Source organism: Mangrovibacter phragmitis, from assembly GCF_040429585.1.
GTDB classification, from domain to species: domain Bacteria; phylum Pseudomonadota; class Gammaproteobacteria; order Enterobacterales; family Enterobacteriaceae; genus Mangrovibacter; species Mangrovibacter phragmitis.
In genome coordinates this window covers 1,118,895-1,145,084 of record NZ_CP134782.1, presented here as the reverse complement: position 1 = coordinate 1,145,084, position 26,190 = coordinate 1,118,895, and the positions used below count along the sequence as shown (strand labels likewise).

Here is a 26,190-nt window from a genome sequence, read left to right as displayed (position 1 = left end):
TTGAGTCTAGTCTGTTTAGCAAGCCATCCCTGTCAGTTAACTCTGATTTATCCTGTTATTAGCCGGATAAACGGCTCCAAGGATAGTTTCCTCGCGTGCGCCAGTCACCGAAGGCATATTACCGGGCAACCCAGCAATGGTACGGGCGGCCAGCCAGGCAAATGCCAGTGCTTCCATATCATCACCACTGATCCCGGCGCTATCTGTTGTTCCCACTTCGGTACCTGGCAACAACGCCGCCAGCCGTGCCATCAGTAGTGGATTTCGGCTACCACCACCACACACCAGCAACCGCTCACAACCGCCACTTAACTGAACTTGTTCAGCAACAGACCCTGCCGTAAGCTCCAGTAGCGTCGCCTGGATATCTTCGGCAGGTAATACCGGGAAGGCAGAGAGATGCCGTTCCAGCCAGCCAAGGTTAAAATACTCGCGCCCCGTGCTTTTAGGGGCCGGCAACCCAAAGTACGGGTCACTTTGCATTTGTTGTAGCAACGGCACTACAACCTGGCCTTTACGAGCCCACAAGGCGTCTTTATCGAAAGGTTTGCCTTTATTACGCCAAATCCATGCATCCATTAGCATGTTTCCCGGACCGGTATCGTAGCCGCGGACGGGTAAACCTGGCGTCAGGATAGTCATATTGGCGATGCCGCCAACATTCAACACGACACGGCGCTCAACGGGGTGGGATAGCAATGCCGCATGAAAAGCGGGCACCAGGGGAGCACCCTGACCGCCAACAGCAATATCACGACGGCGAAAATCGCCGACAACAGTCACGCCGGTTCGTGCCGCAATAATATTATTGTCGCCAATCTGCATTGTATGCGGTGTTTCGCCCAACGGCTCATGCCACACTGTTTGACCATGGCAACCTATCGCCACTACGTCTTTTGCCTGTATTCCTTCATTGTGCATTAACGCGAGAATGGCATCGGCAAACAGTTGCCCAAGACGGGAATCAAGTTGCCCCAGTGTCGAGAGTGTCAATACCTGCCCCTGGCAAATATCCAGTACAGCCTGTTTGATTCCCAGAGGAATGGGCCAGGTGATACTGGCTTGTTGTGCCACCATATGGCTGTCTATCGCCACCAGCACCACATCCACACCATCCAGGCTGGTCCCGGACATTACGCCGATGTATCGCCCCGATCTCATATACCGTCCTTTGTCATTATTTTACATTAACAATTGCACCACATATCCCTGGGTATTGCCATGAAAGCGTAATATTTTCTAACAACTCACTACAGCCGTTCGCCCCTGGTCTGACGTATGTTGACGTCCGGTTCAAACATGGACTTTTATTATTTTGAGCATGTTTCCTGGCGACAGCATTAAATTCGTCCCTTTATTACCGTATAATTTATCCAGGATGATGCCCTGTCCGGGCATTACCAGGAAAAAGGAGAGTCATAGATGATTTCACGTGTACTGGTTATCTCTTTCGTCGGGCTTACGCTGGCGGGCTGTGTTAACAATGATACCTTGTCAGGGGATGTGTACAGCGCGTCTGAAGCTAAGCAAGTACAAAGCGTGACCTATGGTACCCTGGTGTCCGTTCGTCCGGTTCAGATTCAGGGCGGTGACGACAGTAACGTTATTGGTGCAATTGGCGGTGCTGTGTTAGGCGGATTTTTGGGTAATACAGTTGGCGGCGGTACTGGTCGTTCTCTGGCTACAGCCGCTGGCGCCATTGCAGGTGGCGTTGCGGGCCAGAACGTTCAGGGCGCCATGAACAAAACTCAGGGGGTAGAACTGGTTATTCGTAAAGATGACGGGAATACCATCCAGGTTGTACAGAAACAGGGTGCTACCCGTTTCTCTGTGGGCCAGCGTGTGAAAATGGCCTCCGATGGCCGCCAAATCACCGTTTCACCAAACTAATATGCTTATTGGTGGCCTGTTCAGGCCACCTCAGACTGATGATCTGTATCATTCATTGCTGTCTATGATACAGATCGTCTCAAAAATGCAGGGGAATACCTACTCAGTATCGGCCTCTTACCTCAGCAGGAAAGCATACAGGCCGGCATTCAAACTGGTCACAGCAAATTGCAGCAAAGTACGCTACTGCGGTATATGGCCTGTATCATCATTATTCTATTATTTTTTTGATTTTTCTTTGTTCGTCTGACTATTACCCCGTTTGAATCATTTATTCTTTTGCTTGTAGATCAAGAATATTCCGTTCCAGCCGCCCAATAAGACTAATCAGTATGTCTATTTCCTGCTGACTTACCCCACCTAAAATTTCACCGCGAGTGCGGCTAATTACCTGCTCCATTTGTTCGATAATCGGTTGTGCTTTATCCGTTAGCTTAATACGCTTGGCACGACGGTCATTTGCACAGGTATGGCGTGAAATCAGACCTTTTTGCTCAAGCTGGTCGAGAGTACGAACCAGAGAAGGCTGTTCTATCCCGATAGCTTTAGCCAGCTGTATTTGTGACTGCTCCGGCGGAAGCTGATGAATATTATGCAGAGTAACCCAATGGGTTTGCGTTAACTCCAGTGGCTTCAGCCGCAGATCAATCAGAGCGCGCCATACACGAACTAAACGAGCAAGGTCAGATCCGAGTGGTGATTCCAATTTCATCTCCTTATAATTAGCTTGCTAAGTTATTATACTTGTTACAGACTAGTTTGCAGACGCTCAGATTTCAATACAAACCCTTAGTTTTAGTGAAGTTAAACAAGTATCGATAATTTATTCTACATAGTTGTCGGGTGAATGGCAGCATCTGCATGGTTTAAAGGGATATTCCTGTGAATTTTTTTGTCTTCTCGTCTGGACTGGCCTCCCGTGACCTGGTTACCGGGTCTTCGGTCTATTTTCCACCACTATTTAAAGCGGTTCTGATTGGTTTCTTTATTTGGCTTATTCTGCACAGATTATTGCGAGACTGGATGTATTCCGGTGACATCTGGCACCCCACGCTTATGGACCTCTCACTTTTTACCCTGTGTGTTAGCAGCGGTATGTTAATGCTTGCTCTGGGATAACATGCATGAACCTGAAGACCCTTAAGTATTTTTCTGGCCTGCTGATTCTTGCCTGTGCTCTGGTGGCCGGGTGGATGGTATGGAATTACTATATGCAATCACCCTGGACCCGGGATGGCAAAGTCAGGGCTGAAAAAATCGGTATTACTCCCCAGGTTTCAGGGCGCATTGTTGCCCTTAATGTCAAGGATAACCAGTTTGTCCGTGCTGGTAGTGTCCTGTTCCGGCTCGACGATACCCCCTGGCAGATTGCAAAACTTGATGCGACAGCCAAACTTGCCAGCGCTCAGACTGCACTGGCAAAAGCAACACGGGAAGCCGCACGCCGCCATAACCTGCCGGCAAACCTGCTGGCAGGCGAAGAGATGGATAACGCCAACATCAATGTGAAAACAGCACAGGCTGGGGTTAATGCGGCACAGGCGGCACTGGATAAGGCCAACTGGGAGATTAGCCAGGCTATTGTCAGTGCCCCTCAGGATGGCTGGGTAACTAACTTATCCACCCGCGTGGGGGATTATGCCACAGCGGGCAAAGCCGTATTTGCTCTGGTTGAAAGCCACTCTTTCTATGTTGTCGGTTATTTTGAAGAAACCAAACTCCGCCACATACAACCCGGCGACCTGGCGAAAATCCTGCTGTACAGTGATGACACCCCATTACAAGGTAGGGTCGCAAGCATTGGCAGGGCGATTTATGACCAGAGCGTGGAAGCTGACTCCGGATTGATTGCCGATATCAAACCCAACGTGCCATGGGTGCGCCTGGCGCAACGTATCCCGGTCAGAATTACTCTGGACACCATTCCTCAGGGGGTAACGCTGGTGTCCGGGACTACCTGTACTGTCGCCATTGAGCCAGAAAAACGATGACACCGAACAGTTTTCGGCTCACATCCCTGCCCTGGTTTAATACCCGGCCAGGGCAGTGGCGCTATGCTTTACGCAATGCCATTGCCATGTGCCTTGCGCTTGCCATCGCTTATGCGTTGCAACTGGACGAACCCTACTGGGCCATGACATCGGCGGCCGTTGTCAGTTTTCCCACTCAGGGCGGCGTTATCAGCAAAAGCCTCGGGCGTATTGCAGGCAGTGTTCTGGGCGCATTTGCCGCGCTGTTTATTGCCGGGCACACCCTTGATGACCCCTGGTTGTTTACCTGGGCGATGGCCAGTTGGCTGGCTGTGTGCACGCTAATGGCCAGCCAGTTTCAATACAATGTTGCCTACAGTTTTTCTCTGGCGGGTTATACCGCGGCTATTATTGCATTTCCATTACTCAACACAGTATCAACCACCGAGCTTTGGGATGTCGCGCAATCGCGAGTGTGCGAAGTGATTGTCGGGATTTTATGCGGTGGGTTAATGATGATGGCGTTGCCAGGCACCGCTGATGGGGCAACCCTTATCAGTACACTTACCAACCTGCACCAACGGTTACTTGAGCATGCTAAATTGCTCTGGCGCCAGGAAACAACGGATGAGATCCGTACAGCTCACGAGCGCATGATAAGCCAGATCCTGACCACGAACCTGCTGCGGGTTCAGGCATTCTGGAGCCATTATCGTTTTCGCCACCAAAACCCCCGCATTAACTACCTGCTGCACCAATATTTACGGGCAATCAGTGTCACTTCGGGTATACGCCGTTTACTGATTAACTGGCCCAATGCGCCAGCATATCTCTGGCCGGCAATTGAACAGTTACTGGCGCAGTTAGGCAACCCACAAGCAGATGCACTGCATATTGCCCGAAGCCTTGCCAGACTGAAGCCGCCAGAACACGCAGATTACCGCCACCGTGCCTTATGGTTTCGTCTGTCGCATTATTGCCAGTTATTGCAAAACTGCCGCCGGGAGCTTCTGCAACTCACGTTGCCGGCAGGCCACCCGGTTAAAACTGTGCCACGTACCCCCGCGCTTGCCCGCCATACCGACTGGCTTGAATCCGTTTGGGCCGCACTGCGCACTTTTTGTGTGATTAGCGTCACCAGTGCCTGGAGTATTGGCAGCCAGTGGGATGAAGGAGGCGCGGCCCTGACGCTGGCAGCCATTTGTTGTGTTCTTTATGCCACTACACCCACAGCATTATTTTCCTTAACCCTGTTATTGCGTACTCTGTTACTGCTGTCTTTGTTCAGCTTTGCAGTGAAATTCGGCCTGATGGTGCAGATAACGCAGTTGTGGCAATTTCTGCTGTTTCTGTTCCCTTTATTACTGACCATGCAATTGATAAAACAGCAGCAGCCCAGGTTTGCCGGGCTATGGGGGCAGCTCATTGTTTTTATGGGATCATTTATTGCCGTCACTAACCCGCCGGTTTATAACTTTGCAGACTTTCTGAATCAGAATCTGGCTAAAATTTTGGGTGTCGGTGTGGCATGGGTCGCCTTTTCTGTATTGAGGCCAGGGTCTGATAACCTGAAAAGCCGTCGCCATATTCGCGCATTACGCCGGGCTTTTATTGATCAGTTAAGTCGCCGCCCTGCACGTACACAGTCAATGTTCGAATCTTTGGTGTATCACCTGGTAAGTCAGTTGAATAGCAGTAAAGACGAAACCAGCCGCCGCTGGTTGCTGCGCTGGGGAGTGGTACTACTGAATTGTTCTCATGTTGTATGGCAATTGCGTTCCTGGGGCACACCTGGCGACCCGCTGACACAGGTACGTGATGTTGCACTTCACCTGGTACAGGGCGTGATGACTGAGCGGGGAGTTCACCACCACAGTCTCGACAATGCGCTCGCAACGTTGAAAACGCTGACAACAACACTTGAGCGCCATCACCGGGAGGATGCCCGTAATCTGGCTTCCCATATCTGGATGTTATATTGCTCGTTGTCTCAGTTACAACTGGCGCCCGTTCTTCCCGCTATTGAGCAAAATACATAACCCTGTACCGCAACCTTACATAACTCATGGTTGATAATGATTATCATTACTGTTAGATTATTTTCCACGGTACGGCGAGTGACGACCTCAATCGTACCGTACGACATTGCTCACATTGCTTCCAGTATTGTTTGCCCGTCCTCAGGACGGGCTTTTTTTTGTGGGGAAGACGGTTTATTCAGGGAACATCGTAACCCAGTGCGGCTTTGCGGATACTGAACCACTGCGTGCGGGTTAATTTAACGCCCTGCGCCCCCACAGCATCACGCACCCGGTTAATTTTACCAGAGCCAATAATTGGCAGTGGCATGCTCGGGAGTGCAAGAATCCAGGCATATACAACCTGCTCAAGGCTCTGAGCGCCGGTTTGCTCAGCAACTTTCCCCAGCATATCCCGCAGTGCAGCTAATTCAGGAGAAGAAAACAGACGCCCGCCACCCAGACACGACCATGCCATTGGGCGGACACGCAATTGCTGCATCTGATCCAGTGTGCCGTCAAGTAACAGGGGTTGGTGCACAGGGGAGATTTCCACCTGGTTCGTGACCAGGGAGAAAGGCAACCTCGACTGAAGCAGGGAATACTGAGCCGGTGTAAAATTCGACACGCCAAAATGGCGCACTTTGCCACTCTGGTGCAGTTCAAGGAAAGCCTGTGCCACCTCGTCTGCATCCATCAGTGGGTCCGGACGGTGTATCAGGAGTAAATCAAGGTAGTCTGTGGAGAAGTGGCGTAGCGAGTTTTCGGCGCTGCTAATAATATGCTTTTTATCAGTAATGTAGTGACCAATCGTATTGCCAGGGCGAGCCAGCGTGGCAATACCGCATTTAGTGACGATCTCCAGTTTTTCGCGTAGCGCAGGTGCCAGTTTCAACGCCGAACCAAACGCAGATTCACACTGATAATCGCCATAGATATCGGCATGGTCAACCGTGGTTATACCTAATTCAAGATGTTGCTCAATAAATGTAACCAGCGACTGAGGCGACATTCCCCAGTCCATTAACCGCCAGTACCCCATCACAAAACGAGAGAACTCTGGCCCCTGGGGCGCGATGGCTAAACGCTGCATAGTCTGTTCCTGTTTTAACAAAAAATTCAGGCGAGTATAGCCCGCCTCGCCAGTTAAAACAGTGACGGTTGTTGGTCTGTCTCATCAGACACAGGCTTACCTGCGCGCAATTTGCGCAGCATACGCTGGCGACAAAGCCGGATAACATCCTGTTTTTGCGCATCCGACATTTTTTGCCAGTTAAAGCGTTCCTCGCGGCTACGCATGCAGCCACGACAATAACCTTTATCGTCGCTCTGGCAAATTCCCCGACACGGGCTCGGTACCGGAAAAAACTCTAACTGCTCAGCCACAATTCAACCTCATCAACCCCATTTAGTTATTGAAGACGTTATCTGCCAGTGGTGCAAGTTTCACAGGCCATAAGCCTGACTGGAGCATGTGAAAAAACACTCAATACTCATAGCATATATCAGGAAATTGATACGCCTTATTTGTACTGACCACTCATTAATCAAGGGATTAAGGTTTTACTAATCTTAACGGAATAAATTGATAGTCTGTTCAATTCCCTGACTACGATTAAAATAATGTTTAATAAGTTACAGTGTAACGATTCACAGTTTACACTTTTCAGTGCGCTCATTTTTACTTTGATTAACAGCCTGTTTATTGCACGGTGTTGGGCAATAATTCATCCGGGCAGCCTGCATACAATGCTGTTTGCACTGAGTATTCCTCTGGTGCTGTTTTCCGCCTGGACGATTATTTTCAGCCTCTTCGCTTTGCCCTGGCTGAGAAAGCCCTTGCTTGTATTGCTGCTCGTTGGCAGCGCCGCAAGTAACTATTTTATGTTCACCTATGGTGCGGTTATTGACCGCAACATGATGCTCAACATTTTTGATACCAATACACAGGAAGTCACGGCACTGCTAACACCGCAACTGTTTGTATGGCTGGGACTTACCGGGGTTGTTCCTGCGGCTTTATTGTGTGCCATTAAAATACGCAAGGAGCGCTGGTGGAGTGTGCTGTTATTGCGTGGATTAATGGTTATCAGCGCCATTATGGTTATTCTGTTATCTGCCAGCACACTGTACAAAGATTATGCGTCACTGTTTCGTAATAACAAGGAAATTGTGAAGATGGTGACCCCGCCTAATTATGTCACCGGTTTTATTCAGTTCGCGCATAAACAGATAGCTGGCAATACCAGTCAACTTATCAGGCAGGGTGAAGATGCGACCAAAGGTGCATTGATTCGCAGCCAGAGTAAAAAAACAGTCGTAATTCTGGTTCTGGGCGAAGCATCCAGGGCGCAAGACTATTCGCTGGGTGGGTATACGCGCGAAACCAACCCGGAACTGAGCAAGCGTGATGTTATTTGGTTCAACCACGCCACTTCATGCGGCACGGAAACGGCCGTATCGGTGCCCTGCATGTTCTCTGGAATGACCCGCAGCCAGTATGATGCTGACCTGGCACACCACAGAGAAGGTTTGATGGACGTTCTTGCTCATGGTGGTATTAATGTGCTGTGGCGGGAAAACGACGGTGGCTGTAAAGGTGCCTGTACCCGAATTCCCCATACCGACATGACTAAATGGAACCTGAACGATGTCTGCCACGATGGTATTTGCCTGGATGATGCCGAGCTGTATCGTCTGCCAAATATTCTGGATGGTATTCAGCATGATACAGTTATTGTTTTGCATTTAATGGGCAGTCACGGCCCGGCGTATTATGAACGTTATCCACCCAAAATGCGCCGTTTCACGCCAACCTGTGATACCAACCAGATCCAGGACTGCACCCGTGAAGCGCTCATCAATACTTATGACAATTCGATTTTGTATACCGATGATATTGTCAGCCGCACAATAGATATGTTGAAACAGCACACGGATATGAATACCGCCCTGGTGTATTTATCCGATCATGGCGAATCACTGGGCGAGAATGGAATCTATTTGCACGGTACGCCCTGGCTTATCGCGCCAGACCAGCAAACTCATATTCCACTGTTATTCTGGCTGTCGGATAACTACTCTCAGGGTTTTCATATCAACCGCCAATGCCTGCAGCAAAAAGGCAAAAATGATGAGGTTTCTCAGGACAACCTTTTCTCCACGCTGCTTGGGATGATGGATATTCGCACCCACGTCTACCAGCAAGGTCTGGACTTGCTGGCCACCTGCCGCCAGTAAGGCCCGTAATAAAGAAACCGCACGCAAGGATAAGGCCTGTCTCTTGCGTGCGACCAGTTGGTCTATTACATTGCACTCATGATAAAACATGCCGAACGTGACACCCGTGAACATATCCTGAATACAGGCGAGCAGTTGTGCCTGAAGAAAGGTTTTACGGGGATGGGGTTGAGTGAGCTTCTGAAAACCGCAGGTGTTCCCAAAGGCTCCTTCTACCACTATTTCCCGTCTAAAGAAGCCTTTGGTGTGTCAATGCTGGAGCGGTATTACGCACAATATGATAACCGCCTTGCCACACTCTTTGGTTGTGATTGCGGGGATGCGCCTGAGGTACGGGTAATTCGTTGGTTCGAGAACGCGGTAGAACAGTTCCGTCAGCAAACCCATATTACAGGCTGCCTTGCGGTAAAGCTCTCGGCGGAAGTCTGCGATTTATCAGAAGCAATGCGCGCCAGTATGGAAGCTGGCTCCTGTAAAGTGCAGGAACATCTGGCCAGGACGATTGAACAGGCAAAGCAGTCTGGTGCTGTCTCGCTTCACACTGAGAGTTATGCCCTGGCCCAGGTTCTTTATTCACTCTGGCTTGGTGCCAACCTGCAGGCGAAGACCGGGCGGTCTGTCGCTCCACTGGAAAATGCACTGGCCCATGTGAAGCAACTCTTTGCAAATAAACCCGATTAATTTTTGCTTCTCAACAAGACGACCGGTCTACTAAAGAGGTTTTATGTCTACAGATAAATTATTCACTCCACTGAAAGTGGGCGCAGTTACCTTATCTAACCGTGTACTGATGGCGCCACTTACTCGCCTGCGTAGCATTGAACCAGGGCAGGTGCCTACCGCACTGATGGCTGAGTATTACCGCCAGCGTGCATCTTCAGGTTTGATTATTTCTGAAGCGACTAACATTTCCCCACAAGCCCGGGGTTATGAAGGTGCGCCAGGTATTCACAGCGAAGCGCAGATTGCGGCATGGCATAAAATTACTGACAGCGTCCACCAGGAAAATGGCCATATTGCTGTTCAATTGTGGCACACAGGCCGTATTTCCCATTCATCCCTGCAACCAGAGGGTAAAGCTCCGGTTGCACCTTCTGCTATTCGTGCTGAAACTCGCACCACACTCAGAGATGAAAACGGGCATGCAGTAAGGGTGGATACCACAGAACCACGGGCGCTAACAACAGAGGAAATTCCGGGAATAGTGGCGGACTTTCGCCAGGCGGTCGTTAATGCCAGAACAGCCGGTTTCGACCTGATTGAATTGCACAGTGCCCATGGCTATTTGCTGCACCAGTTTCTGTCTCCGGCTTCTAACCAGCGTACTGACCAGTATGGAGGCAGTATTGAAAACCGCACCCGGCTGGCCCTTGAAGTGGTTGATGCAGCCTGCGAAGCATGGTCAGCCGACCGTATTGGTATCCGCATCTCGCCTCTGGGGCCTTTTAATGGTCTGGATAATGGTGAAGACCAGGAAGAAGCAGCACTTTATTTTATTGAAGAGTTGAATAAACGTGGGCTGGCTTACCTGCATATTTCCGAACCCGACTGGGCAGGCGGCAAACCCTATAGCGATGCCTTCCGTCAGGCAGTGCGTGACCGCTTTAGCGGGGTTATCATTGGCGCCGGTGCTTACACACCTGAGAAAGCGCAGGCGCTTATCGAGCGCGGTTTAATTGATGCCGTCGCCTTTGGGCGTAGTTATATCTCCAACCCTGATCTGGTTGCTCGCCTCCAGCATAACGCCCCGCTCAATCCCCCGCGCCCGGAAACTTTTTACGGTGGCGATGCTCAGGGTTACACCGATTACCCCACGCTCTGACTCATTGCATTGATAGCGGCGCAGGTTCGCCGCTATACTTGATTCCCCTGTGTACCAACTGATGAAACACTAACGGAAGAGGAAAATTATGCGCTTACTCCACACTATGCTCCGCGTCGGGGATCTCCAGCGCTCTATTGCGTTTTATACTGAAGTTCTGGGTATGAAGCTCCTGCGTACCAGTGAAAATCCGGAATATAAATACTCCCTGGCATTTGTTGGCTATGGTCAGGAAAGCGATGAAGCGGTTATTGAACTGACCTGGAACTGGGGCGTTGACAGTTATGAAATGGGTACCGCTTTTGGTCATATCGCCATTAGCGTAGATGATGCCGCGCAGGCATGTGAGCGTATTCGCCAGAACGGCGGGAAAGTCACCCGTGAAGCAGGTCCGGTAAAAGGCGGTACAACTGTTATCGCATTTGTTGAAGATCCGGATGGTTATAAAATCGAGCTGATTGAAGCCAAAGATGCAGGCAAAGGCCTGGGCAACGCGTAATCACTCTCTGGCGGGCTTTTATGCCCGCCTTAGATTGATGAAAAAGAAGGGAAAAACGTGGTTTTCCCTTCTTTTTAGTTAGCAGCCGAAAATCAATGAATTGATTTTCCTGGTTTTTTATTAGGTGACATCCTTTCTTTCTGTGCGGACATGAGGTTTGTCATCAGACTCTGGCGGGCTTTTTATGCCCGCCTGCTGCATCCCCTCCTGAAATTTGCCATAATGCGCGCAGCTTTTACCGCAATAATGAGACGCTGATGTCGGAAAATGTTCAACTAAACGGTCTGAATGACCGCTTTCGTGGTTTTTATCCTGTTGTGATTGATGTTGAAACGGCTGGCTTTAACGCCCAGACGGACGCACTGCTGGAAATTGCCGCTGTCACGTTAAAAATGGATGAAGAAGGCTGGCTTTCAACTGACCAGACTCTGCATTTCCATGTCGAGCCGTTCGAGGGTGCCATTCTTAACCCGGAAGCACTGGCTTTCACAGGTATCGACCCTCACAACCCATTGCGCGGTGCGGTTACAGAGTATGAGGCGCTGCACGCTATTTTTAAAATGGTACGTAAGGGAATCAAGGAACAGGGGTGCTCGCGGGCTATCATCGTGGCGCACAATGCTAATTTTGATCACAGTTTTTTAATGGCGGCGGCAGAACGTAGCTCACTTAAACGCAACCCGTTTCACCCATTTGGTACATTTGATACCGCTGCACTCAGCGGCCTGGCGTTAGGCCAGACTGTGCTTGCTAAAGCCTGTCAGACTGCAGGCATCGCATTTGATAACGCTCAGGCGCACTCCGCCTTGTATGATACTGAACAAACAGCCCTACTGTTTTGTGAAATCGTGAATCGCTGGAAACGCCTCGGTGGCTGGCCTGTGGTACTGCCGCAAGATACAGCAGAGAGCGGGCAGGTGTAACGTTCTCCAGACTCTGGCGACATTTCTCAGACTACGGGCATTAAAAAGGCGACACTGCGTCGCCTTTTTATTTGCGGGTAATTAATTACTCGCTCTGGCTGTCTTCGCGGTGGCGCTCTGCTGTTTCTTTAATCAGCGACTGCAACTCACCACGCTGGTACATTTCAATCACGATATCGCAACCGCCAACCAGTTCACCTTCTACCCACAATTGAGGGAATGTCGGCCAGTTAGCGTATTTCGGCAACTCGGCGCGGATATCCGGGTTTTGCAAAATATCAACATAAGCGAAGCGCTCACCACAAGCGGATAACGCCTGCACCGCTTGTGCGGAAAAGCCGCAACTTGGTAATTTAGGGGAGCCTTTCATATAAAGCAGGATTGGGTTTTCAGCTATCTGGCGCTGAATTTTTTCAATTGTAGAGCTCATTATCTTACTTCCTCAAAGCGGCAGGAAGGCATTGCTGGTCACAGTAAACAGGCCACAAAATCATGGTCTGCGCTGTCTTACCTGGCCGACAATACCGAAACCGTTAAACATGCTTTAAGGATAACAGTTTTCTCAAACAGAGAATACCCTGCGCCAGGTCAAACACTGGTCAGATAAACGTCATTTTGGTTATTTTTTTCGCGCATGAACACAAAAGCGCAAGGCAATATAAAAAGATTATTAACATTATCGTCTTATCTATATTAGAATCCTTTGGTTTAATCATTTTATGGCAGGCATGCAGCCTGCATTTTCAGGGGACTCAGACGAGTGGCGCGGATAAGCAAACTCTCTATTTCGTTCTGTGCACTGCTAATAACCTTGCCATGGACGCCTTCAACTCAGGCGTCGGAACATACCCGCCATTCGGCTTTGCAGAAGGCGCACCACAGCAATGTTATTCCCAAACACAGCAGCAAAAAAACCAGTACCCACAGCACCAAATCCACTAATCGTAAAACCCACAGTGTTTCGGCTTCTGCCAAAAAGCCAGTAATAAAAACCACCAGGCACACCACACATACAGCTAAAAATCATACCCGGGCCACGGTTCGTCAGGGCAGGTCTTCTCGCCTGGTGCGCAATGAAGTTCAAATGGAAACGGTGTGGACAGAGCAGTGCTCACGGGCACGCAAAGGCCATAAAAAACATTGTGTGAAGGTAAAAACAACACGTCCGCTAACAACCGCAGCACATAAGAAAGTGTTACGGGCCAAAACTGCAGCTATATCTACCCTAATGAATCAGATTGGCAAACCCTATCATTGGGGAGGCAGTTCCCCACGTACTGGGTTTGACTGCAGCGGTTTGGTCTACTATGCCTACAAAGATTTAGTTAAATTCCATATTCCGCGTACCGCCAATGAAATGTATCACCTGAGAGACGCAGCCCCTGTTGAGCGAGGGGAACTACAAAGTGGCGATTTAGTGTTCTTTCGTACTGAAGGCCGGGGTAGTGCAGACCACGTAGGCGTGTACATTGGGGGTGGAAAATTTATTCAGTCTCCGCGTAGTGGGCAGGACATCCAGATAACCTCCCTGAGTGAAGATTACTGGCAGCGCCATTATGTAGGTGCGCGCCGGGTAATGACGCCAAAAACCCTGCGATAAAATCTTGCCTGCTTTTTTGGAGCAGGCAAGGCATTCTTTTTATTCTAGTTTTATATTGGTAACATAAAGCCTTATAAAGTGTGTTATTTTTGTTAAGTACACAATAACAAGGAGTGAAGCAATGTCATTTGAATTACCTGCATTACCGTATGCAAAAGATGCGCTTGAACCGCACATTTCTGTGGAAACACTGGAATACCACTACGGTAAACATCATCAAACTTACGTGACCAACCTGAACAACCTGGTTAAAGGTACCCCTTTCGAAGGCAAGTCCCTTGAAGAGATCATCTGCTCTTCTGAAGGTGGTGTGTTCAATAATGCAGCTCAGGTCTGGAACCACACTTTCTACTGGAACTGTCTGGCACCTAACGCAGGTGGCGAACCGACTGGTGCAATTGCTGATGCCATCAATGCTGCTTTCGGTAGCTTTGCTGATTTTAAAGCAAAATTTAACGATGCCGCAGCTAAGAACTTTGGTTCTGGCTGGACCTGGCTGGTTAAACAGGCAGATGGTAGCCTGGCTATCGTTTCCACCTCTAACGCCGGTACACCGCTGACTGCAGGTGCGACACCGTTACTGACTGTTGATGTGTGGGAACACGCCTATTACATTGACTACCGTAATTCTCGCCCTAACTACCTGGAGCACTTCTGGGCTCTGGTAAACTGGGAATTTGTTGCGAAAAATCTCGCTGCATAATCGCGGTAACGATAAAAAAGCGAAGCTCGTGCTTCGCTTTTTTTTTGACCGAAAAAGTGTGAACTTAGTCAACTGTGTCACAAACACGGTTATCCACCTGGCGGTTAATCAATACCAGTAACAACCCTGTCGCAGCAACTACTGCGCCCATAACGGGTACCGTACTGTAACCCAGGCCTGCAGTTATTACCCCCCCACCAGCTGCAGCTCCCAGCGCATTCCCCAGATTAAAAGCGCCGATATTAACAGATGAAGCAAGGCCCGGAGCTTCACTGGCAACACGCATAACTCGCATCTGCAAAGGCGGAACCACACCAAATGTTGCAGCCCCCCAAACAATCATCATCAACGCGGCACCGGCATAGCTTTTACCCACCCAGGGCACCAGTGCCATACTGGTAATCAGTAGCACCAGGAAACCAATCAGCGTGCCTGTCACTGATTTATCCGCTAACCGCCCACTCCAATAATTCCCAATAGAAAAGCCAACACCGACAAGCACCAGCATGGCCGTGACAAACCCGGGTGTTGCGCCTGTAATAGTTTCAAGTACGGGAGCAATGTAGGTGTACAGCGTGAACATCGCGCCAGCACCCAGGACAGTTGTGAGCAGTGCTGCCAGTACCTGAGGTCGGACAAGAACCTTCAGTTCCTTCGCCACATCAGGCTTGTGGCCCTGAATGCCAGCCGGAATTGTCATAAACAAACTGAACATGGCTACCAGCCCCAGCGCACCAATCCCCAGGAAAGCCATACGCCAGCCAATATACTGTCCAAGCCAGGTTGCCGCCGGCACCCCACCGATATTGGCAATCGTCAGCCCCATAAACATCGTTGCGACAGCACTGGCCTGTTTATTCGCGGGGACAACACTGGCAGCCACCACAGCCCCCAGGCCAAAAAATGCCCCATGGTTCAGGCTGGTTATCACACGGGCAAACATCAACATGCCATAATCCGGAGCCACAGCAGAGAGCACATTACCCAAAGTAAAAATACTCATCAGAAAAACCAGGGCATTTCGCCGTGAATAACGCGACAACAACAGTGTCATCAAAGGGGCGCCAATCATTACCCCAACGGCATAGGCGCTAATCAGCATCCCGGCTGCGGGAATCGAAACATGCACACCTTCGGCAATAACAGGTAACAGCCCCATAGGTGAAAACTCAGTGGTACCAATCCCAAAAGCGCCTACTGCGAGAGCGAGTAATGGAAAATTGACTTTCATCACTACCTCAATTTTTAGCCAGCGCAAAGCAACGCAGGCACAGACAAAAAAGATGAAAACATGATGTCAGTCACACTTCGTTTTGAAAAGTGGCAATAGTGATAATAGAGTTTTGCTAAACGGTAAAGAATCAGTGCTGCAGGTAGTATCGGGGCAGAAAGGGAGAAAAACGCAACAGCCAGGCGATAGTGTATTAGTTGTCAGTAAGGCACAAAACTAACAACGCCACCGCCTGGGCAACGATAACTGTGTAAAAACAGTACAGGCCTTAATGCAGGATGGCAATCAGCGCCGTTGCAACAATCAGACCTAAGGTAATAACAGTCGTAGTCAGTGAATATCTCAATTCAGTTGGCATGATTAATTCCTTATTCCCTGTAAAAAGTGGGTGTAGATCATTTTTACACAGTTTGGCCGTAAAATCCTTAAAGATTTAGTTTGATATGTGCTTTAGCACTTCCACTTTTACTCAATATAAGACAAAATCGCACGCTGACTTATTACGTACCGGCCACTATCCCCTCCTTTTCGTTTTATGTCGCAATCCCGGCATGCTGGCAACCCAATTCGTTGCTTACAGGGATAAGCCCAGGCAAACGTTTAACCAATTATATTTCAGGAGTTTAGGGTATGGTCTGGAGTGACATCAAATGGCAACTATAAAAGACGTCGCGAAACGCGCAAACGTTTCCACTACAACCGTATCACACGTTATTAACAAAACGCGTTTTGTTGCGGAAGACACCCGTAATGCGGTGTGGGCAGCAATTAAAGAACTGCACTATTCACCCAGCGCGGTAGCACGCAGCCTGAAAGTGAACCACACAAAATCTATTGGTCTGCTTTCCACGAGCAGTGAGGCCCCCTATTTTGCTGAAATTATTGAAGCGGTTGAGAACAGCTGTTTTGCCAAAGGCTACACACTGATTCTCGGCAATGCGCACAATAATTTTGAAAAGCAGCGAGCCTACCTGTCAATGATGGCGCAAAAGCGCGTTGATGGCCTGCTGGTTATGTGTTCAGAATATCCCCAGGAACTGCTGTCTATGCTGGAAGAGTACCGCCATATTCCGATGGTGGTTATGGACTGGGGTGAAGCACGGGCAGATTTTACCGACTCTGTCATTGATAACGCCTTCGAAGGCGGTTACATGGCTGGCCGGTATTTAATTGAGCGTGGACACCGGGAAATTGGCGTGATATCAGGTCAACTGGAACGCAACACCGGCTCAGGACGGCTTTCCGGCTTCATGAAAGCAATGAGCGAAGCCGGTATCAATGTCCCTGAGTCATGGGTTGTTCACGGCGATTTCGAACCCGAGTCTGGCTACAACGCTATGCAGCAAATCCTTACCTGTCCGCAACGCCCAACAGCTGTGTTTTGTGGCGGAGATATAATGGCGATGGGGGCTATCTGTGCTGCCGATGAAATGGGGCTGCGTGTGCCGCAGGATATCTCGATTATTGGTTACGATAACGTGCGCAACGCGCGTTACTTTACCCCGGCACTGACCACGGTTCACCAGCCCAAAGATTCTCTCGGCGAGACGGCTTTTAATATGCTGCTCGACAGAATTATCAATAAGCGCGAAGAGTCCCAGACTATTGAGGTTCATCCCCGCCTTATTGAACGTCGTTCTGTTGCTGATGGCCCGTTCATGGATTATCGCCGTTAATCATCCTGCGGGAGTTGACCCGGCTCCCGCAACCACTCACTGTTCAGAGTGCCGCTATCTCCCAGATAATCCAGCACCCACTGTAAAGCTGGCGAGGCATCACTTTGCCGCCATGTCAGGCAACAGGCAGAATCGGGGTAAGGATTTTCAAGCCGCAGACTCACCCATTCACCGCGTTCAATAAATGGCTGTGCCATGTGCGCCGGCACCATGCCGATACCGATGCCCTCACTCAGGCAGGCAAAACCACACTGCCAGTCGGGTACCACTATCCGACGCTGATTACTGAGTTGCCAGGTTATCCTTTTAGGCAGTTCACGCGAGGTATCTTCCAGAACCAGAGATGGCCACTGGCGAAGTACGTCATCGCCAATAAAACCTGTCATCTGCGCAAGCGGGTGCGATGCAGCGACCACACAACGCCATGCCATGCTCCCCATATCACGAAAGCCGTACCGCCCACCGACAGGCACAGCCTGTGTCGCGCCAATCGCCAGTTCGACCCGCCCATCTGCCAGCGCATCCCACACACCATTGAACACTTCCGGCCGTACATGCAACTCCACATCCTGGAATTGATGATAAAAATCCTGCACCAACTGACGGGTTCTTGCCGGACGGACAATGGTGTCGACCGCAATAGCCAGTGAACCACGCCAGCCATTCGCTATCTGCTGGCACTGCAGGCGTGTTTCATGCATTTTTTTGATAACACTGCGACCTTCCTGTAAAAAACACCGGCCAGCGGCAGTCAGTTCTACATCTTTATGGCGGCGTTCAAACAGTTCGACCGACAGCCAGGATTCCAGTTGTCGCACTGTATAACTGATTGCCGAAGGTACACGGTGTAACTCCTGGGCAGCGCCGCTAAAACTGCCATTGCGAGCGACGGCATCCACCACTTCAAGTGCATATTCTGACCACATAACCTGCCTGCAAAAATTTTGAAAGGAATAAGCAAATTTTAGCGTTTCACAAAGATGGATGCACTTTTTACACTCACGCCACGAATTTTGTTATATCAGGATTGACCATGAGTACCTCCCGTCTCTTTATTACCTGGCTTGCAGGGCTAAGCATGCTGGGCTTTCTGGCAACCGATATGTACCTGCCAGCGTTTAGTGCCATTCAGGTCTCACTGGGGGCTCCCCCGTCTGCCATCAGTGCCAGTTTGAGTGTGTTTCTCGCCGGTTTCGCTCTGGCCCAGTTAATTTGGGGCCCACTCTCAGACCATTTTGGTCGCCGCCCTGTTTTGTTGACCGGGCTGGTGATTTTTGCACTGAGTTGTGCCGGGATTTTTTTCGTCACTTCACCAACAGCATTTCTGGTTTTGCGGTTTATGCAGGCCGTTGGGGTATGTTGCGCAACAGTAAGCTGGCAGGCACTGGTTACTGACCGTTTCTCCGGGCAACAGGCTAATCGCGTCTTTGCCACCATTATGCCTTTGGTTGCGCTTTCCCCGGCACTGGCTCCTCTTGCCGGTAGCTGGATACTGCGCCATTTTACCTGGCAGGCAATATTCGCCTGTCTGTTATTCATTACACTTTTGCTGATTTTACCCCTCAGGCATTACACCAGTGCACAACGCCCACAACGTACAGCGCATTCTCAACCCACCCTTTACTCCTCTTTGTTGCGTCATCAAGGGTACTGCGGCAATGTCATCATATATGCGGCCTGCTCAGCCAGTTTTTTTGCCTGGCTCACAGGTTCCCCCTTTATTCTTCACCAAATGGGGTTCGGGCCTGAGGCAATAGGACTGAGCTATGTACCACAAACACTGGCTTTTTTGCTGGGCGGTTTTGGTTGCCGTAGTGCACTGAAAAAGTGGCAAGGGCGGCAAATGTTACCCTGGATGCTGGGGATATTTACCGTGAGTGTTGCCACTGTTTTTGGTGTGTCACTGACCACATCGCCTTCTTTGGTCAGCCTGTTGGTACCCTTCTGCCTGATGGCGCTGGCAAACGGTGCAATTTATCCTGTTGTCGTGGCACAGGCCCTGCAGCCGTTTCCTCAGGCTGCCGGGCGGGCAGCCGCATTACAAAACACGCTGCAACTGGGGCTTTGTTTTCTGGCAAGCCTGCTGGTTTCCATGATGGTATCCACACCGCTGATTGCCACAACCAGCATTATGTTAAGCACCCTGGTTCCTGCCTGGGTAGGCTACCAGTTACAGGCAATAGCCGTTGCCAAAACCCCTCATCCCGTCCGCTCCACACGTTAGCGATAATGTCATTTTTTTGTAATTAGCTTGCTAACAATTTTCTATTGAATCACATTGTTACGCGGCATATACTGATATGGGGCTCGGGATACCGGGCCTGCATTCTTTCTTTCGGGGGCCCCGACTCCCGTTTTCAGATGGCCTGTCATCAGGCGACCACCTGCTTTTATATCGCGTCCGGTTCCGGGCTTATGTTTTTTTTTGCTGTGAGACAACTCACAATGTCAAATTAGCGACTACGCTTTTTTAGTGTCTGCTCACAGTCAGGTGATGGAGAAACTATGAGTTCATCGTGTATAGAAGAAACCGCGATAAAAGATAATGAATGGTTCCGCATTGTCAGTGAATTGCTGTCACATGCGGGTGTCGCGATAAATGGTAATAGTCCTGCGGACATCCAGGTAAAAAATCCTGATTTTTTTAAACGCATATTGCAGCAAGGTTCTTTGGGATTAGGTGAGAGTTATATGGACGGCTGGTGGGATTGCGACCGTCTTGACCTGTTTTTCACTAAAGTGCTCAGAAATGGTCTGGAAAACCAACTCCCCCATCATTTTAAAGATACGTTGCGTATTCTGTCCGCCCGCCTGTTTAATCTGCAAAACCGTAAACGAGCCTGGATTGTTGGTAAAGAGCATTACGACCTGGGTAATGACCTCTTCACCAGAATGCTCGATCCTTTTATGCAATATTCCTGTGGCTACTGGAAAAAAGCCACTGACCTGGAAACTGCACAACAGGATAAACTGAGAATGATCTGCGAAAAACTGCAGCTCAAGCCGGGAATGACCTTGCTGGATATTGGTTGCGGCTGGGGTGGGCTTGCGGCATTTGCAGCAAAAAATTACGGTGTGTCGGTATACGGTGTAACAATTTCAGCTGAACAGCAAAAACTTGCACAGGCGCGTTGTGAAGGGCTGGATGTCACAATATTGCTGCAAGACTACCGTGATCTGACCATGCAGTTTGATCGCATTGTTTCTGTAGGCATGTTTGAGCATGTCGGCCCCAAAAATTATGAGACTTACTTTGCTGTTGTCAATCGGTGTCTGAAGCCTGAAGGGATCTTCCTGCTGCATACCATTGGTTCAAACAAAACAGACAACAATGTTGACCCATGGATAAATAAATACATTTTCCCCAACGGTTGTCTGCCATCAGTAAAACATATCGCTCAGGCCAGCGAGCCTTATTTTGTTATGGAAGACTGGCACAATTTCGGCTCAGATTACGACAAAACGCTGATGGCATGGTACCAGCGGTTTTTGGCGTGCTGGCCAGAAATAGCAGATAATTATTCGGAACGGTTTAAGCGGATGTTTACTTATTATCTGAACGCCTGTGCAGGTGCATTTCGTGCACGAGACATTCAATTGTGGCAGGTTGTCTTTAGCCGCGGCATTGAAAATGGCCTTCGTGTTCCGCGCTGAATAAAGGTTCCTGATGTAAAAAAACCACCCGCAACCCGCAGGTGGTTTTTTTATTTGAACCTGGCGTTATTCGCCTGTACAAGGCTCAACAGGCGCGCTAAACCTGCGCAAGGATACCCGACTCAGCCCTGCTTTTCTGCCAGTGCCTGGCTCAGGCTGGCGGCACTGGCGTCCCGGGTTGCCAGTACGCGCTCAACAGTATCTACAATCGCCTGCGTCTGTGGGTCGATTTCAATATTTACGCGTTGCCCCAGTTTACGCGTACCCAGCGTAGTGCGTTGCAATGTTTCCGGAATTAAATGTACGCAAAAGCGGGTGGCAGTCACTTCGCCGACTGTCAGACTGATACCATCAATACCGATGTAGCCTTTATGCAGAATGTACTTCATCAGGGAAGCATCCTGGATTTTAAACCAAATCTGGCGGTTATTTTCAGAGGTGATGATTTTCGCCACTTCAGCGGTAGTCATAATATGGCCGGACATTAAATGCCCACCAATTTCATCACTGAATTTTGCCGCACGCTCGACATTGACCAGCGAGCCTGGCGTAATGTCACCAAGATTGGTGATACGCAGTGTCTCTTTCATTAAATCAAAACTGACGCGATTGGCGTCTATTCCCGTTACTGTCAGGCAACAACCGTTATGTGCGACTGAAGCTCCCTCTTCCAGACCGGGCAGCATAGCGTCCGGCAGCTCTACAACGTGTGTACGAAAGTTTTCTTTTTCATCAATAGCCACTACGGTGGCTATTCCCTGCACAATACCCGTAAACATATTCTCTCCTGCAGCGGTTTCACCCCGCCTGAATTTTACAAAATAAGAAGCACAATAACAGGTGCCCCTGGTGCATGCCAGCTAACCATTAATGGCACTATTTTTTTCACTGGCGTAATAGTAAACTCCCGCTACAATAGTCTGGCAATTTCCTCAGTTTCATCCCCCTGCTGCCAGGTGAGGCGGCATGTAATTCTTTCCTAAAACAAAAAGATATAGGTGTATTCGTGCAGAAGTATCTAACAGAAGCGCGTCAGTTATTAGCACTGGCTATTCCGGTTATTCTTGCGCAAATCGCCCAAACTGCAATGGGCTTTGTGGATACCGTAATGGCCGGGGGCTACAGTGCCACGGATATGGCAGCCGTTGCGATAGGGACTTCAATCTGGTTCCCCGCAATTCTGTTTGGACATGGGCTGTTACTGGCATTGACGCCGGTTGTTGCGCAACTAAATGGTTCCGGTCGCCGTGACAAGGTAGCGACCCAGGTACGCCAGGGGTTCTGGCTGGCGGGTATTGTTTCCGTGTTGATAATGGCCGTGTTGTGGAACGCAGGCTATATCATCCATGCCATGAAAGATATTGATCCGGCGATGGCGGATAAATCAGTTGGTTATTTGCACGCCTTACTCTGGGGGGCTCCTGGCTACCTCTTTTTCCAGGTCGTGCGTAACCAGTGTGAGGGGCTGGCAAAAACTAAACCTGGCATGGTAATGGGGTTTATTGGGCTACTGGTCAACATTCCGGTTAACTATTTGTTCATTTATGGGCATTTCGGTTTCCCTGAACTGGGCGGTGTGGGCTGTGGCGTCGCCACCGCGATGGTGTTCTGGGTGATGTTCGGTTGTATGTTATGGTGGTCGCATCGGGCACGCAGCCTGCGCGATATTTATGCGGTGGAGATTTCTCCCGGCCCGGACTGGAAATTGATATGGCGCCTGGTGCAACTCGGCCTGCCTATTGCCCTGGCCTTGTTCTTCGAAGTGACATTATTTGCCGTAGTGGCTTTGCTGGTTGCGCCTCTGGGTATTGTTAATGTGGCAGGCCACCAGATTGCCCTGAATTTCAGCTCACTGATGTTTGTATTACCCATGTCTCTTGGCGCAGCTGTCACGATTCGGGTCGGTTTTCGCCTTGGGGAAGGCTCCACACCCGCAGCTAAAATTTCCGCATTATCCGGGCTGCTGCTTGGTGTTTGTATGGCAGCTGTTACCGCGGTGTTTACCGTCAGTTTCCGGTATCACATTGCCACGCTGTATAACGAAAACCCTGCCGTTGTGGCACTGGCGGCACATCTTATGTTGCTGGCTGCAATATACCAGATTTCGGATTCAATACAGGTTATTGGCAGCGGGATACTGCGTGGTTACAAAGATACCCGCTCCATCTTCTACATTACTTTTATTGCCTACTGGGTTATTGGCCTGCCGTCGGGCTACCTGCTGGCACTCACAGATATTATCGTTGCACCGATGGGGCCAGCAGGCTTCTGGACCGGGTTTATCCTGGGGTTAACGTCCGCCGCCATATTAATGATGATACGGATGCGCTTCCTGCAAAAACAACCCGCTGAGCGCATTCTGCACCGGGCAGCTCACTAATCAAACAGCCACCCTGTGCTGGTGGCTGTTTTTGCATCGTTCTGCACACTTGTCCAGCAATTGCGTGAATGGCAAAAGAAAATTGTTATTTTTCTCTTGTCACCAAACGGCACTGCCGTTAATATGCGTCCCGCTGTAAGGCACTGTGATGCGTTCATAGCTCAGTTGGTTAGAGCACCACCTTGACATGGTGGGGGTCGTTGGTTCGAGTCCAATTGAACGCACCATTCTTACTTTTGTGCGTCCGTAGCTCAGTTGGTTAGAGCACCACCTTGACATGGTGGGGGTCGGTGGTTCGAGTCCACTCGGACGCACCATTCTAAATAATACTCTTCGTCAGTTCTGTATTTTCTCCCAGTTGATTCACCTCTTCAGTCGCACATATTGTTTGTACTCTCCGTGTTTTTTCTGGCTGGTGACAAGACATCTTTTTTGTTAAAAGAAGTAAGAAATGCCCATTTCAGGCAAGTAAATGTATAAAACAGCTATTTTGAATACTTTTTCTGTCAGTGATACAGTTCATGGTTCTTCAGCCCTCTTGTTGTGCACCTTTCAGCCTGCTTCCCCCTTTCTTCTCATAGCGCATAAAACAAAACTAACCTGATGATAACAAATCATTGTAACTGTGCCTGAATTCCCTATGAAACACCGTTTTTATTTTCATTCTTCTGGGATTTAGGATTATAATAGTGGCTATCATTGGTTTTGAATGGTTTCAGCAAATTGGACAGTTTCTTTCTGCAAAATTGCCCTTACTCGCCTCCACAGCCTGAAACTCAAGCACACTTAATTCTGCACGCTTTTCTTTCGTCACCTATCCTTAACTTTCGGGTGGTGTCGCAACACTGTAATTCTGATTTCCGCTCTGGCTGCTATCAACCGGCGGCTGGAGAACAATTCCTCAACCTTCTCAACTTACAGATAAGATTGTCATGAAAAAGACCAAAATCGTTTGTACTATCGGCCCAAAAACCGAATCTGAAGAAATGCTGACTAAAATGCTCGAAGCGGGCATGAATGTGATGCGTTTGAACTTCTCTCACGGAGATTACGAAGAACACGGTCAGCGCATCAAAAACCTGCGTAATGTCGTGGCAAAAACCGGTAAGCACGCAGCAATCCTGCTGGATACCAAAGGCCCTGAAATCCGCACCATGAAACTGGAAGGCGGCAATGATGTTTCTCTGAAAGCGGGCCAGACTTTCACGTTTACTACTGACAAGACTGTGGTTGGTAACAGCGAAATGGTTGCTGTGACTTATGAAGGCCTTACGACTGACCTGTCTGTGGGTAATACCGTTCTGGTTGACGATGGCCTGATTGGTATGGAAGTAACCGCCATCGAAGGCAACCGTGTTGTGTGTAACGTACTGAACAACGGTGACCTGGGTGAAAACAAAGGGGTTAACCTGCCTGGTGTTTCCATCGCACTGCCAGCACTTGCTGAAAAAGATAAACAGGACCTGATCTTTGGTTGCGAGCAAGGCGTTGACTTCGTTGCAGCATCTTTTATTCGTAAACGTTCCGACGTTGAAGAAATTCGTGCCCACCTGCAAGCTCATGGTGGTGACAACATTCAGATAATCTCCAAAATTGAAAACCAGGAAGGCCTGAACAATTTTGACGATATCCTTGATGCATCTGACGGCATTATGGTTGCCCGTGGCGACCTGGGTGTAGAGATCCCGGTAGAAGAAGTTATTTTCGCTCAGAAAATGATGATCGAAAAATGTATCCGCGCACGCAAAGTGGTTATCACTGCAACGCAAATGCTGGACTCTATGATCAAGAACCCGCGTCCTACTCGCGCAGAAGCGGGTGACGTGGCTAACGCAATCCTTGATGGCACTGATGCCGTTATGCTGTCTGGCGAATCCGCCAAAGGCAAATACCCACTGGAAGCCGTTTCTATCATGGCAACTATTTGCGAACGCACTGACCGTGTGATGAGCAGCCGCCTTGATGATAACCACGACAGCCGTAAACTGCGTATCACCGAAGCTGTTTGCCGTGGTGCGGTGGAAACGGCTGAGAAACTGGATGCCCCTCTGATTGTTGTCGCAACGCAGGGTGGCAAGTCCGCTAAATCGGTTCGTAAATACTTCCCGAATGCAACCATTCTGGCGCTGACAACTAACCCGCAGACTGCTCGCCAGTTGGTACTCAGCAAAGGTGTTATTGCTCAGCAGGTCACTGAAATTGCCTCTACTGACGATTTCTACCGCCAGGGTAAAGAAGCAGCACTGGCCAGCGGCTTAGCACGTAAAGGCGATGTTGTGGTTATGGTTTCTGGTGCTCTGGTACCAAGCGGTACTACCAACACCGCTTCTGTACATGTACTTTAAATTTATTTTACGCAGTTTATGCTTTGTTAAAGGCGCCTCTGGCGCCTTTTTTTATTTTTCCAGTACACTTTTAAAAAAAATACCGATAGGCCTTTACTATTTAAATTCCGTTAATGGAAGTTTAATCCGATGAAAAGAACAGAATTAATCGCGAATTTTTAACTGGAAGTGTACATTCGATGCTTCTTTGAGCGAACGATCAAAAATAGGTGTATTCCCATCAAAAAAATATTCTCATA

At 49.4% G+C, this 26,190-nt stretch carries 25 protein-coding genes and 2 tRNA genes; 18 read left to right on the top strand and 9 right to left on the bottom strand.

Translation table 11 applies throughout. The annotated features are described in order from the left end of the window. Positions 1-36: 36 nt before the first annotated feature. Positions 37-1,161, bottom strand: a complete 1,125-nt coding sequence (gene anmK / locus MPHASIOC01_RS05500; RefSeq protein WP_064595604.1) for an anhydro-N-acetylmuramic acid kinase — start codon at positions 1,159-1,161, stop codon at positions 37-39. 261 nt (positions 1,162-1,422) lie between these two features. Here anmK and slyB point away from each other — a divergent pair, with 261 nt between their 5' ends. After that, on the top strand, positions 1,423-1,890 hold the full coding sequence (gene slyB / locus MPHASIOC01_RS05495) for an outer membrane lipoprotein SlyB (RefSeq protein WP_064595606.1): 468 nt from the start codon (positions 1,423-1,425) through the stop codon (positions 1,888-1,890). A 271-nt stretch (positions 1,891-2,161) separates the two neighbouring features. Here the strand turns inward: slyB and slyA are convergent, their stop codons facing one another. Continuing rightward, positions 2,162-2,596 (bottom strand): transcriptional regulator SlyA, encoded by a 435-nt coding sequence (gene slyA / locus MPHASIOC01_RS05490; protein ID WP_156519006.1) that lies wholly within the window; start codon positions 2,594-2,596, stop codon positions 2,162-2,164. Between the two features lie 176 nt (positions 2,597-2,772). On the opposite strand from slyA, the gene MPHASIOC01_RS05485 reads away from it, so the two are divergent. From MPHASIOC01_RS05485 to MPHASIOC01_RS05475, 3 genes are read left to right on the top strand one after another with little or no spacing between them, the layout of a single operon-like run. Then, a complete protein-coding gene (locus MPHASIOC01_RS05485) occupies positions 2,773-3,009 on the top strand; it encodes a DUF1656 domain-containing protein (protein WP_064595609.1) in 237 nt (78 codons plus the stop codon). Positions 3,010-3,014: 5 nt separating this feature from the next. Next, positions 3,015-3,881 carry an HlyD family secretion protein gene (locus MPHASIOC01_RS05480; RefSeq protein ID WP_064595610.1) on the top strand — a complete coding sequence of 289 codons (867 nt, stop codon included), beginning with the start codon at positions 3,015-3,017 and terminating at the stop codon, positions 3,879-3,881. Continuing rightward, the gene (locus tag MPHASIOC01_RS05475; RefSeq protein ID WP_064595613.1) at positions 3,878-5,899 is read left to right on the top strand and encodes an FUSC family protein; all 2,022 of its coding nucleotides are present in this window, start codon (positions 3,878-3,880) and stop codon (positions 5,897-5,899) included. Before MPHASIOC01_RS05480 ends, MPHASIOC01_RS05475 begins: the two co-directional genes overlap by 4 nt. Positions 5,900-6,077: 178 nt before the next feature. On the opposite strand, the gene MPHASIOC01_RS05470 is transcribed toward MPHASIOC01_RS05475, so the two are convergent. Both MPHASIOC01_RS05470 and MPHASIOC01_RS05465 read right to left on the bottom strand, forming a co-directional pair. Next, a complete protein-coding gene (locus MPHASIOC01_RS05470; RefSeq protein WP_064595615.1) occupies positions 6,078-6,971 on the bottom strand; it encodes an aldo/keto reductase family oxidoreductase in 894 nt (297 codons plus the stop codon). Positions 6,972-7,024: 53 nt separating this feature from the next. Next, positions 7,025-7,267 (bottom strand): DUF1289 domain-containing protein, encoded by a 243-nt coding sequence (locus MPHASIOC01_RS05465; protein ID WP_197499257.1) that lies wholly within the window; start codon positions 7,265-7,267, stop codon positions 7,025-7,027. A 234-nt stretch (positions 7,268-7,501) separates the two neighbouring features. Between MPHASIOC01_RS05465 and eptA the strand changes: the two genes are divergently transcribed. The 5 genes from eptA to rnt all read left to right on the top strand — a co-directional run bounded on the left by eptA (position 7,502) and on the right by rnt (position 12,362). After that, on the top strand, positions 7,502-9,118 hold the full coding sequence (eptA, locus tag MPHASIOC01_RS05460; protein ID WP_064595618.1) for a phosphoethanolamine transferase EptA: 1,617 nt from the start codon (positions 7,502-7,504) through the stop codon (positions 9,116-9,118). A gap of 78 nt (positions 9,119-9,196) precedes the next feature. Next, positions 9,197-9,799 (top strand): TetR/AcrR family transcriptional regulator, encoded by a 603-nt coding sequence (locus MPHASIOC01_RS05455; RefSeq protein ID WP_064595812.1) that lies wholly within the window; start codon positions 9,197-9,199, stop codon positions 9,797-9,799. A 43-nt stretch (positions 9,800-9,842) separates the two neighbouring features. Then, positions 9,843-10,940, top strand: a complete 1,098-nt coding sequence (locus tag MPHASIOC01_RS05450) for an alkene reductase (RefSeq protein WP_064595620.1) — start codon at positions 9,843-9,845, stop codon at positions 10,938-10,940. An 88-nt stretch (positions 10,941-11,028) separates the two neighbouring features. Continuing rightward, a complete protein-coding gene (gene gloA / locus MPHASIOC01_RS05445; protein ID WP_036108645.1) occupies positions 11,029-11,439 on the top strand; it encodes a lactoylglutathione lyase in 411 nt (136 codons plus the stop codon). Between the two features lie 257 nt (positions 11,440-11,696). Beyond that, on the top strand, positions 11,697-12,362 hold the full coding sequence (gene rnt / locus MPHASIOC01_RS05440; RefSeq protein ID WP_064595623.1) for a ribonuclease T: 666 nt from the start codon (positions 11,697-11,699) through the stop codon (positions 12,360-12,362). Positions 12,363-12,447: 85 nt separating this feature from the next. Here rnt and MPHASIOC01_RS05435 read toward each other — a convergent pair whose 3' ends face one another. Next, positions 12,448-12,792: a Grx4 family monothiol glutaredoxin gene (locus tag MPHASIOC01_RS05435; RefSeq protein ID WP_064595625.1), complete on the bottom strand. Its 345-nt coding sequence runs from the start codon at positions 12,790-12,792 to the stop codon at positions 12,448-12,450. A gap of 330 nt (positions 12,793-13,122) precedes the next feature. Between MPHASIOC01_RS05435 and MPHASIOC01_RS05430 the strand changes: the two genes are divergently transcribed. Continuing rightward, on the top strand, positions 13,123-13,962 hold the full coding sequence (locus MPHASIOC01_RS05430) for a C40 family peptidase (protein WP_064595627.1): 840 nt from the start codon (positions 13,123-13,125) through the stop codon (positions 13,960-13,962). 121 nt (positions 13,963-14,083) lie between these two features. After that, positions 14,084-14,665, top strand: a complete 582-nt coding sequence (gene sodB, locus MPHASIOC01_RS05425; protein ID WP_036108636.1) for a superoxide dismutase [Fe] — start codon at positions 14,084-14,086, stop codon at positions 14,663-14,665. Between the two features lie 64 nt (positions 14,666-14,729). Here sodB and MPHASIOC01_RS05420 read toward each other — a convergent pair whose 3' ends face one another. Together MPHASIOC01_RS05420 and MPHASIOC01_RS05415 are read right to left on the bottom strand one after the other, a co-directional pair. Next, on the bottom strand, positions 14,730-15,896 hold the full coding sequence (locus MPHASIOC01_RS05420; RefSeq protein ID WP_064595629.1) for an MFS transporter: 1,167 nt from the start codon (positions 15,894-15,896) through the stop codon (positions 14,730-14,732). A gap of 268 nt (positions 15,897-16,164) precedes the next feature. After that, positions 16,165-16,254 (bottom strand): YnhF family membrane protein, encoded by a 90-nt coding sequence (locus MPHASIOC01_RS05415; RefSeq protein ID WP_036108633.1) that lies wholly within the window; start codon positions 16,252-16,254, stop codon positions 16,165-16,167. 292 nt (positions 16,255-16,546) lie between these two features. On the opposite strand from MPHASIOC01_RS05415, the gene purR reads away from it, so the two are divergent. Continuing rightward, entirely contained in the window at positions 16,547-17,572 is a 1,026-nt protein-coding gene (gene purR, locus MPHASIOC01_RS05410; RefSeq protein ID WP_064595630.1) for an HTH-type transcriptional repressor PurR, read from the top strand. Here purR and punR read toward each other — a convergent pair. Continuing rightward, positions 17,569-18,498 (bottom strand): DNA-binding transcriptional activator PunR, encoded by a 930-nt coding sequence (gene punR / locus MPHASIOC01_RS05405; protein WP_064595632.1) that lies wholly within the window; start codon positions 18,496-18,498, stop codon positions 17,569-17,571. The two genes, purR and punR, sit on opposite strands and share 4 nt — an antisense overlap. 107 nt (positions 18,499-18,605) lie before the next feature. Between punR and punC the strand changes: the two genes are divergently transcribed. Both punC and cfa read left to right on the top strand, forming a co-directional pair. Further along, a complete protein-coding gene (gene punC, locus MPHASIOC01_RS05400; RefSeq protein WP_353614133.1) occupies positions 18,606-19,796 on the top strand; it encodes a purine nucleoside transporter PunC in 1,191 nt (396 codons plus the stop codon). Positions 19,797-20,077: 281 nt separating this feature from the next. Beyond that, the gene (cfa, locus tag MPHASIOC01_RS05395) at positions 20,078-21,226 is read left to right on the top strand and encodes a cyclopropane fatty acyl phospholipid synthase (RefSeq protein WP_353614132.1); all 1,149 of its coding nucleotides are present in this window, start codon (positions 20,078-20,080) and stop codon (positions 21,224-21,226) included. 122 nt (positions 21,227-21,348) lie between these two features. Here cfa and MPHASIOC01_RS05390 read toward each other — a convergent pair whose 3' ends face one another. Beyond that, positions 21,349-22,005: a riboflavin synthase subunit alpha gene (locus tag MPHASIOC01_RS05390; protein ID WP_353614131.1), complete on the bottom strand. Its 657-nt coding sequence runs from the start codon at positions 22,003-22,005 to the stop codon at positions 21,349-21,351. 227 nt (positions 22,006-22,232) lie between these two features. On the opposite strand from MPHASIOC01_RS05390, the gene mdtK reads away from it, so the two are divergent. The 4 genes from mdtK to pykF all read left to right on the top strand — a co-directional run bounded on the left by mdtK (position 22,233) and on the right by pykF (position 25,951). Next, on the top strand, positions 22,233-23,606 hold the full coding sequence (gene mdtK / locus MPHASIOC01_RS05385; protein ID WP_064595640.1) for an MdtK family multidrug efflux MATE transporter: 1,374 nt from the start codon (positions 22,233-22,235) through the stop codon (positions 23,604-23,606). A 150-nt stretch (positions 23,607-23,756) separates the two neighbouring features. Continuing rightward, positions 23,757-23,833 (top strand) — tRNA-Val (locus MPHASIOC01_RS05380). A 13-nt stretch (positions 23,834-23,846) separates the two neighbouring features. After that, positions 23,847-23,923 (top strand) — tRNA-Val (locus MPHASIOC01_RS05375). Positions 23,924-24,538: 615 nt separating this feature from the next. Next, on the top strand, positions 24,539-25,951 hold the full coding sequence (gene pykF / locus MPHASIOC01_RS05370) for a pyruvate kinase PykF (RefSeq protein ID WP_064595642.1): 1,413 nt from the start codon (positions 24,539-24,541) through the stop codon (positions 25,949-25,951). The last annotated feature ends 239 nt before the right edge of the window (positions 25,952-26,190 follow it).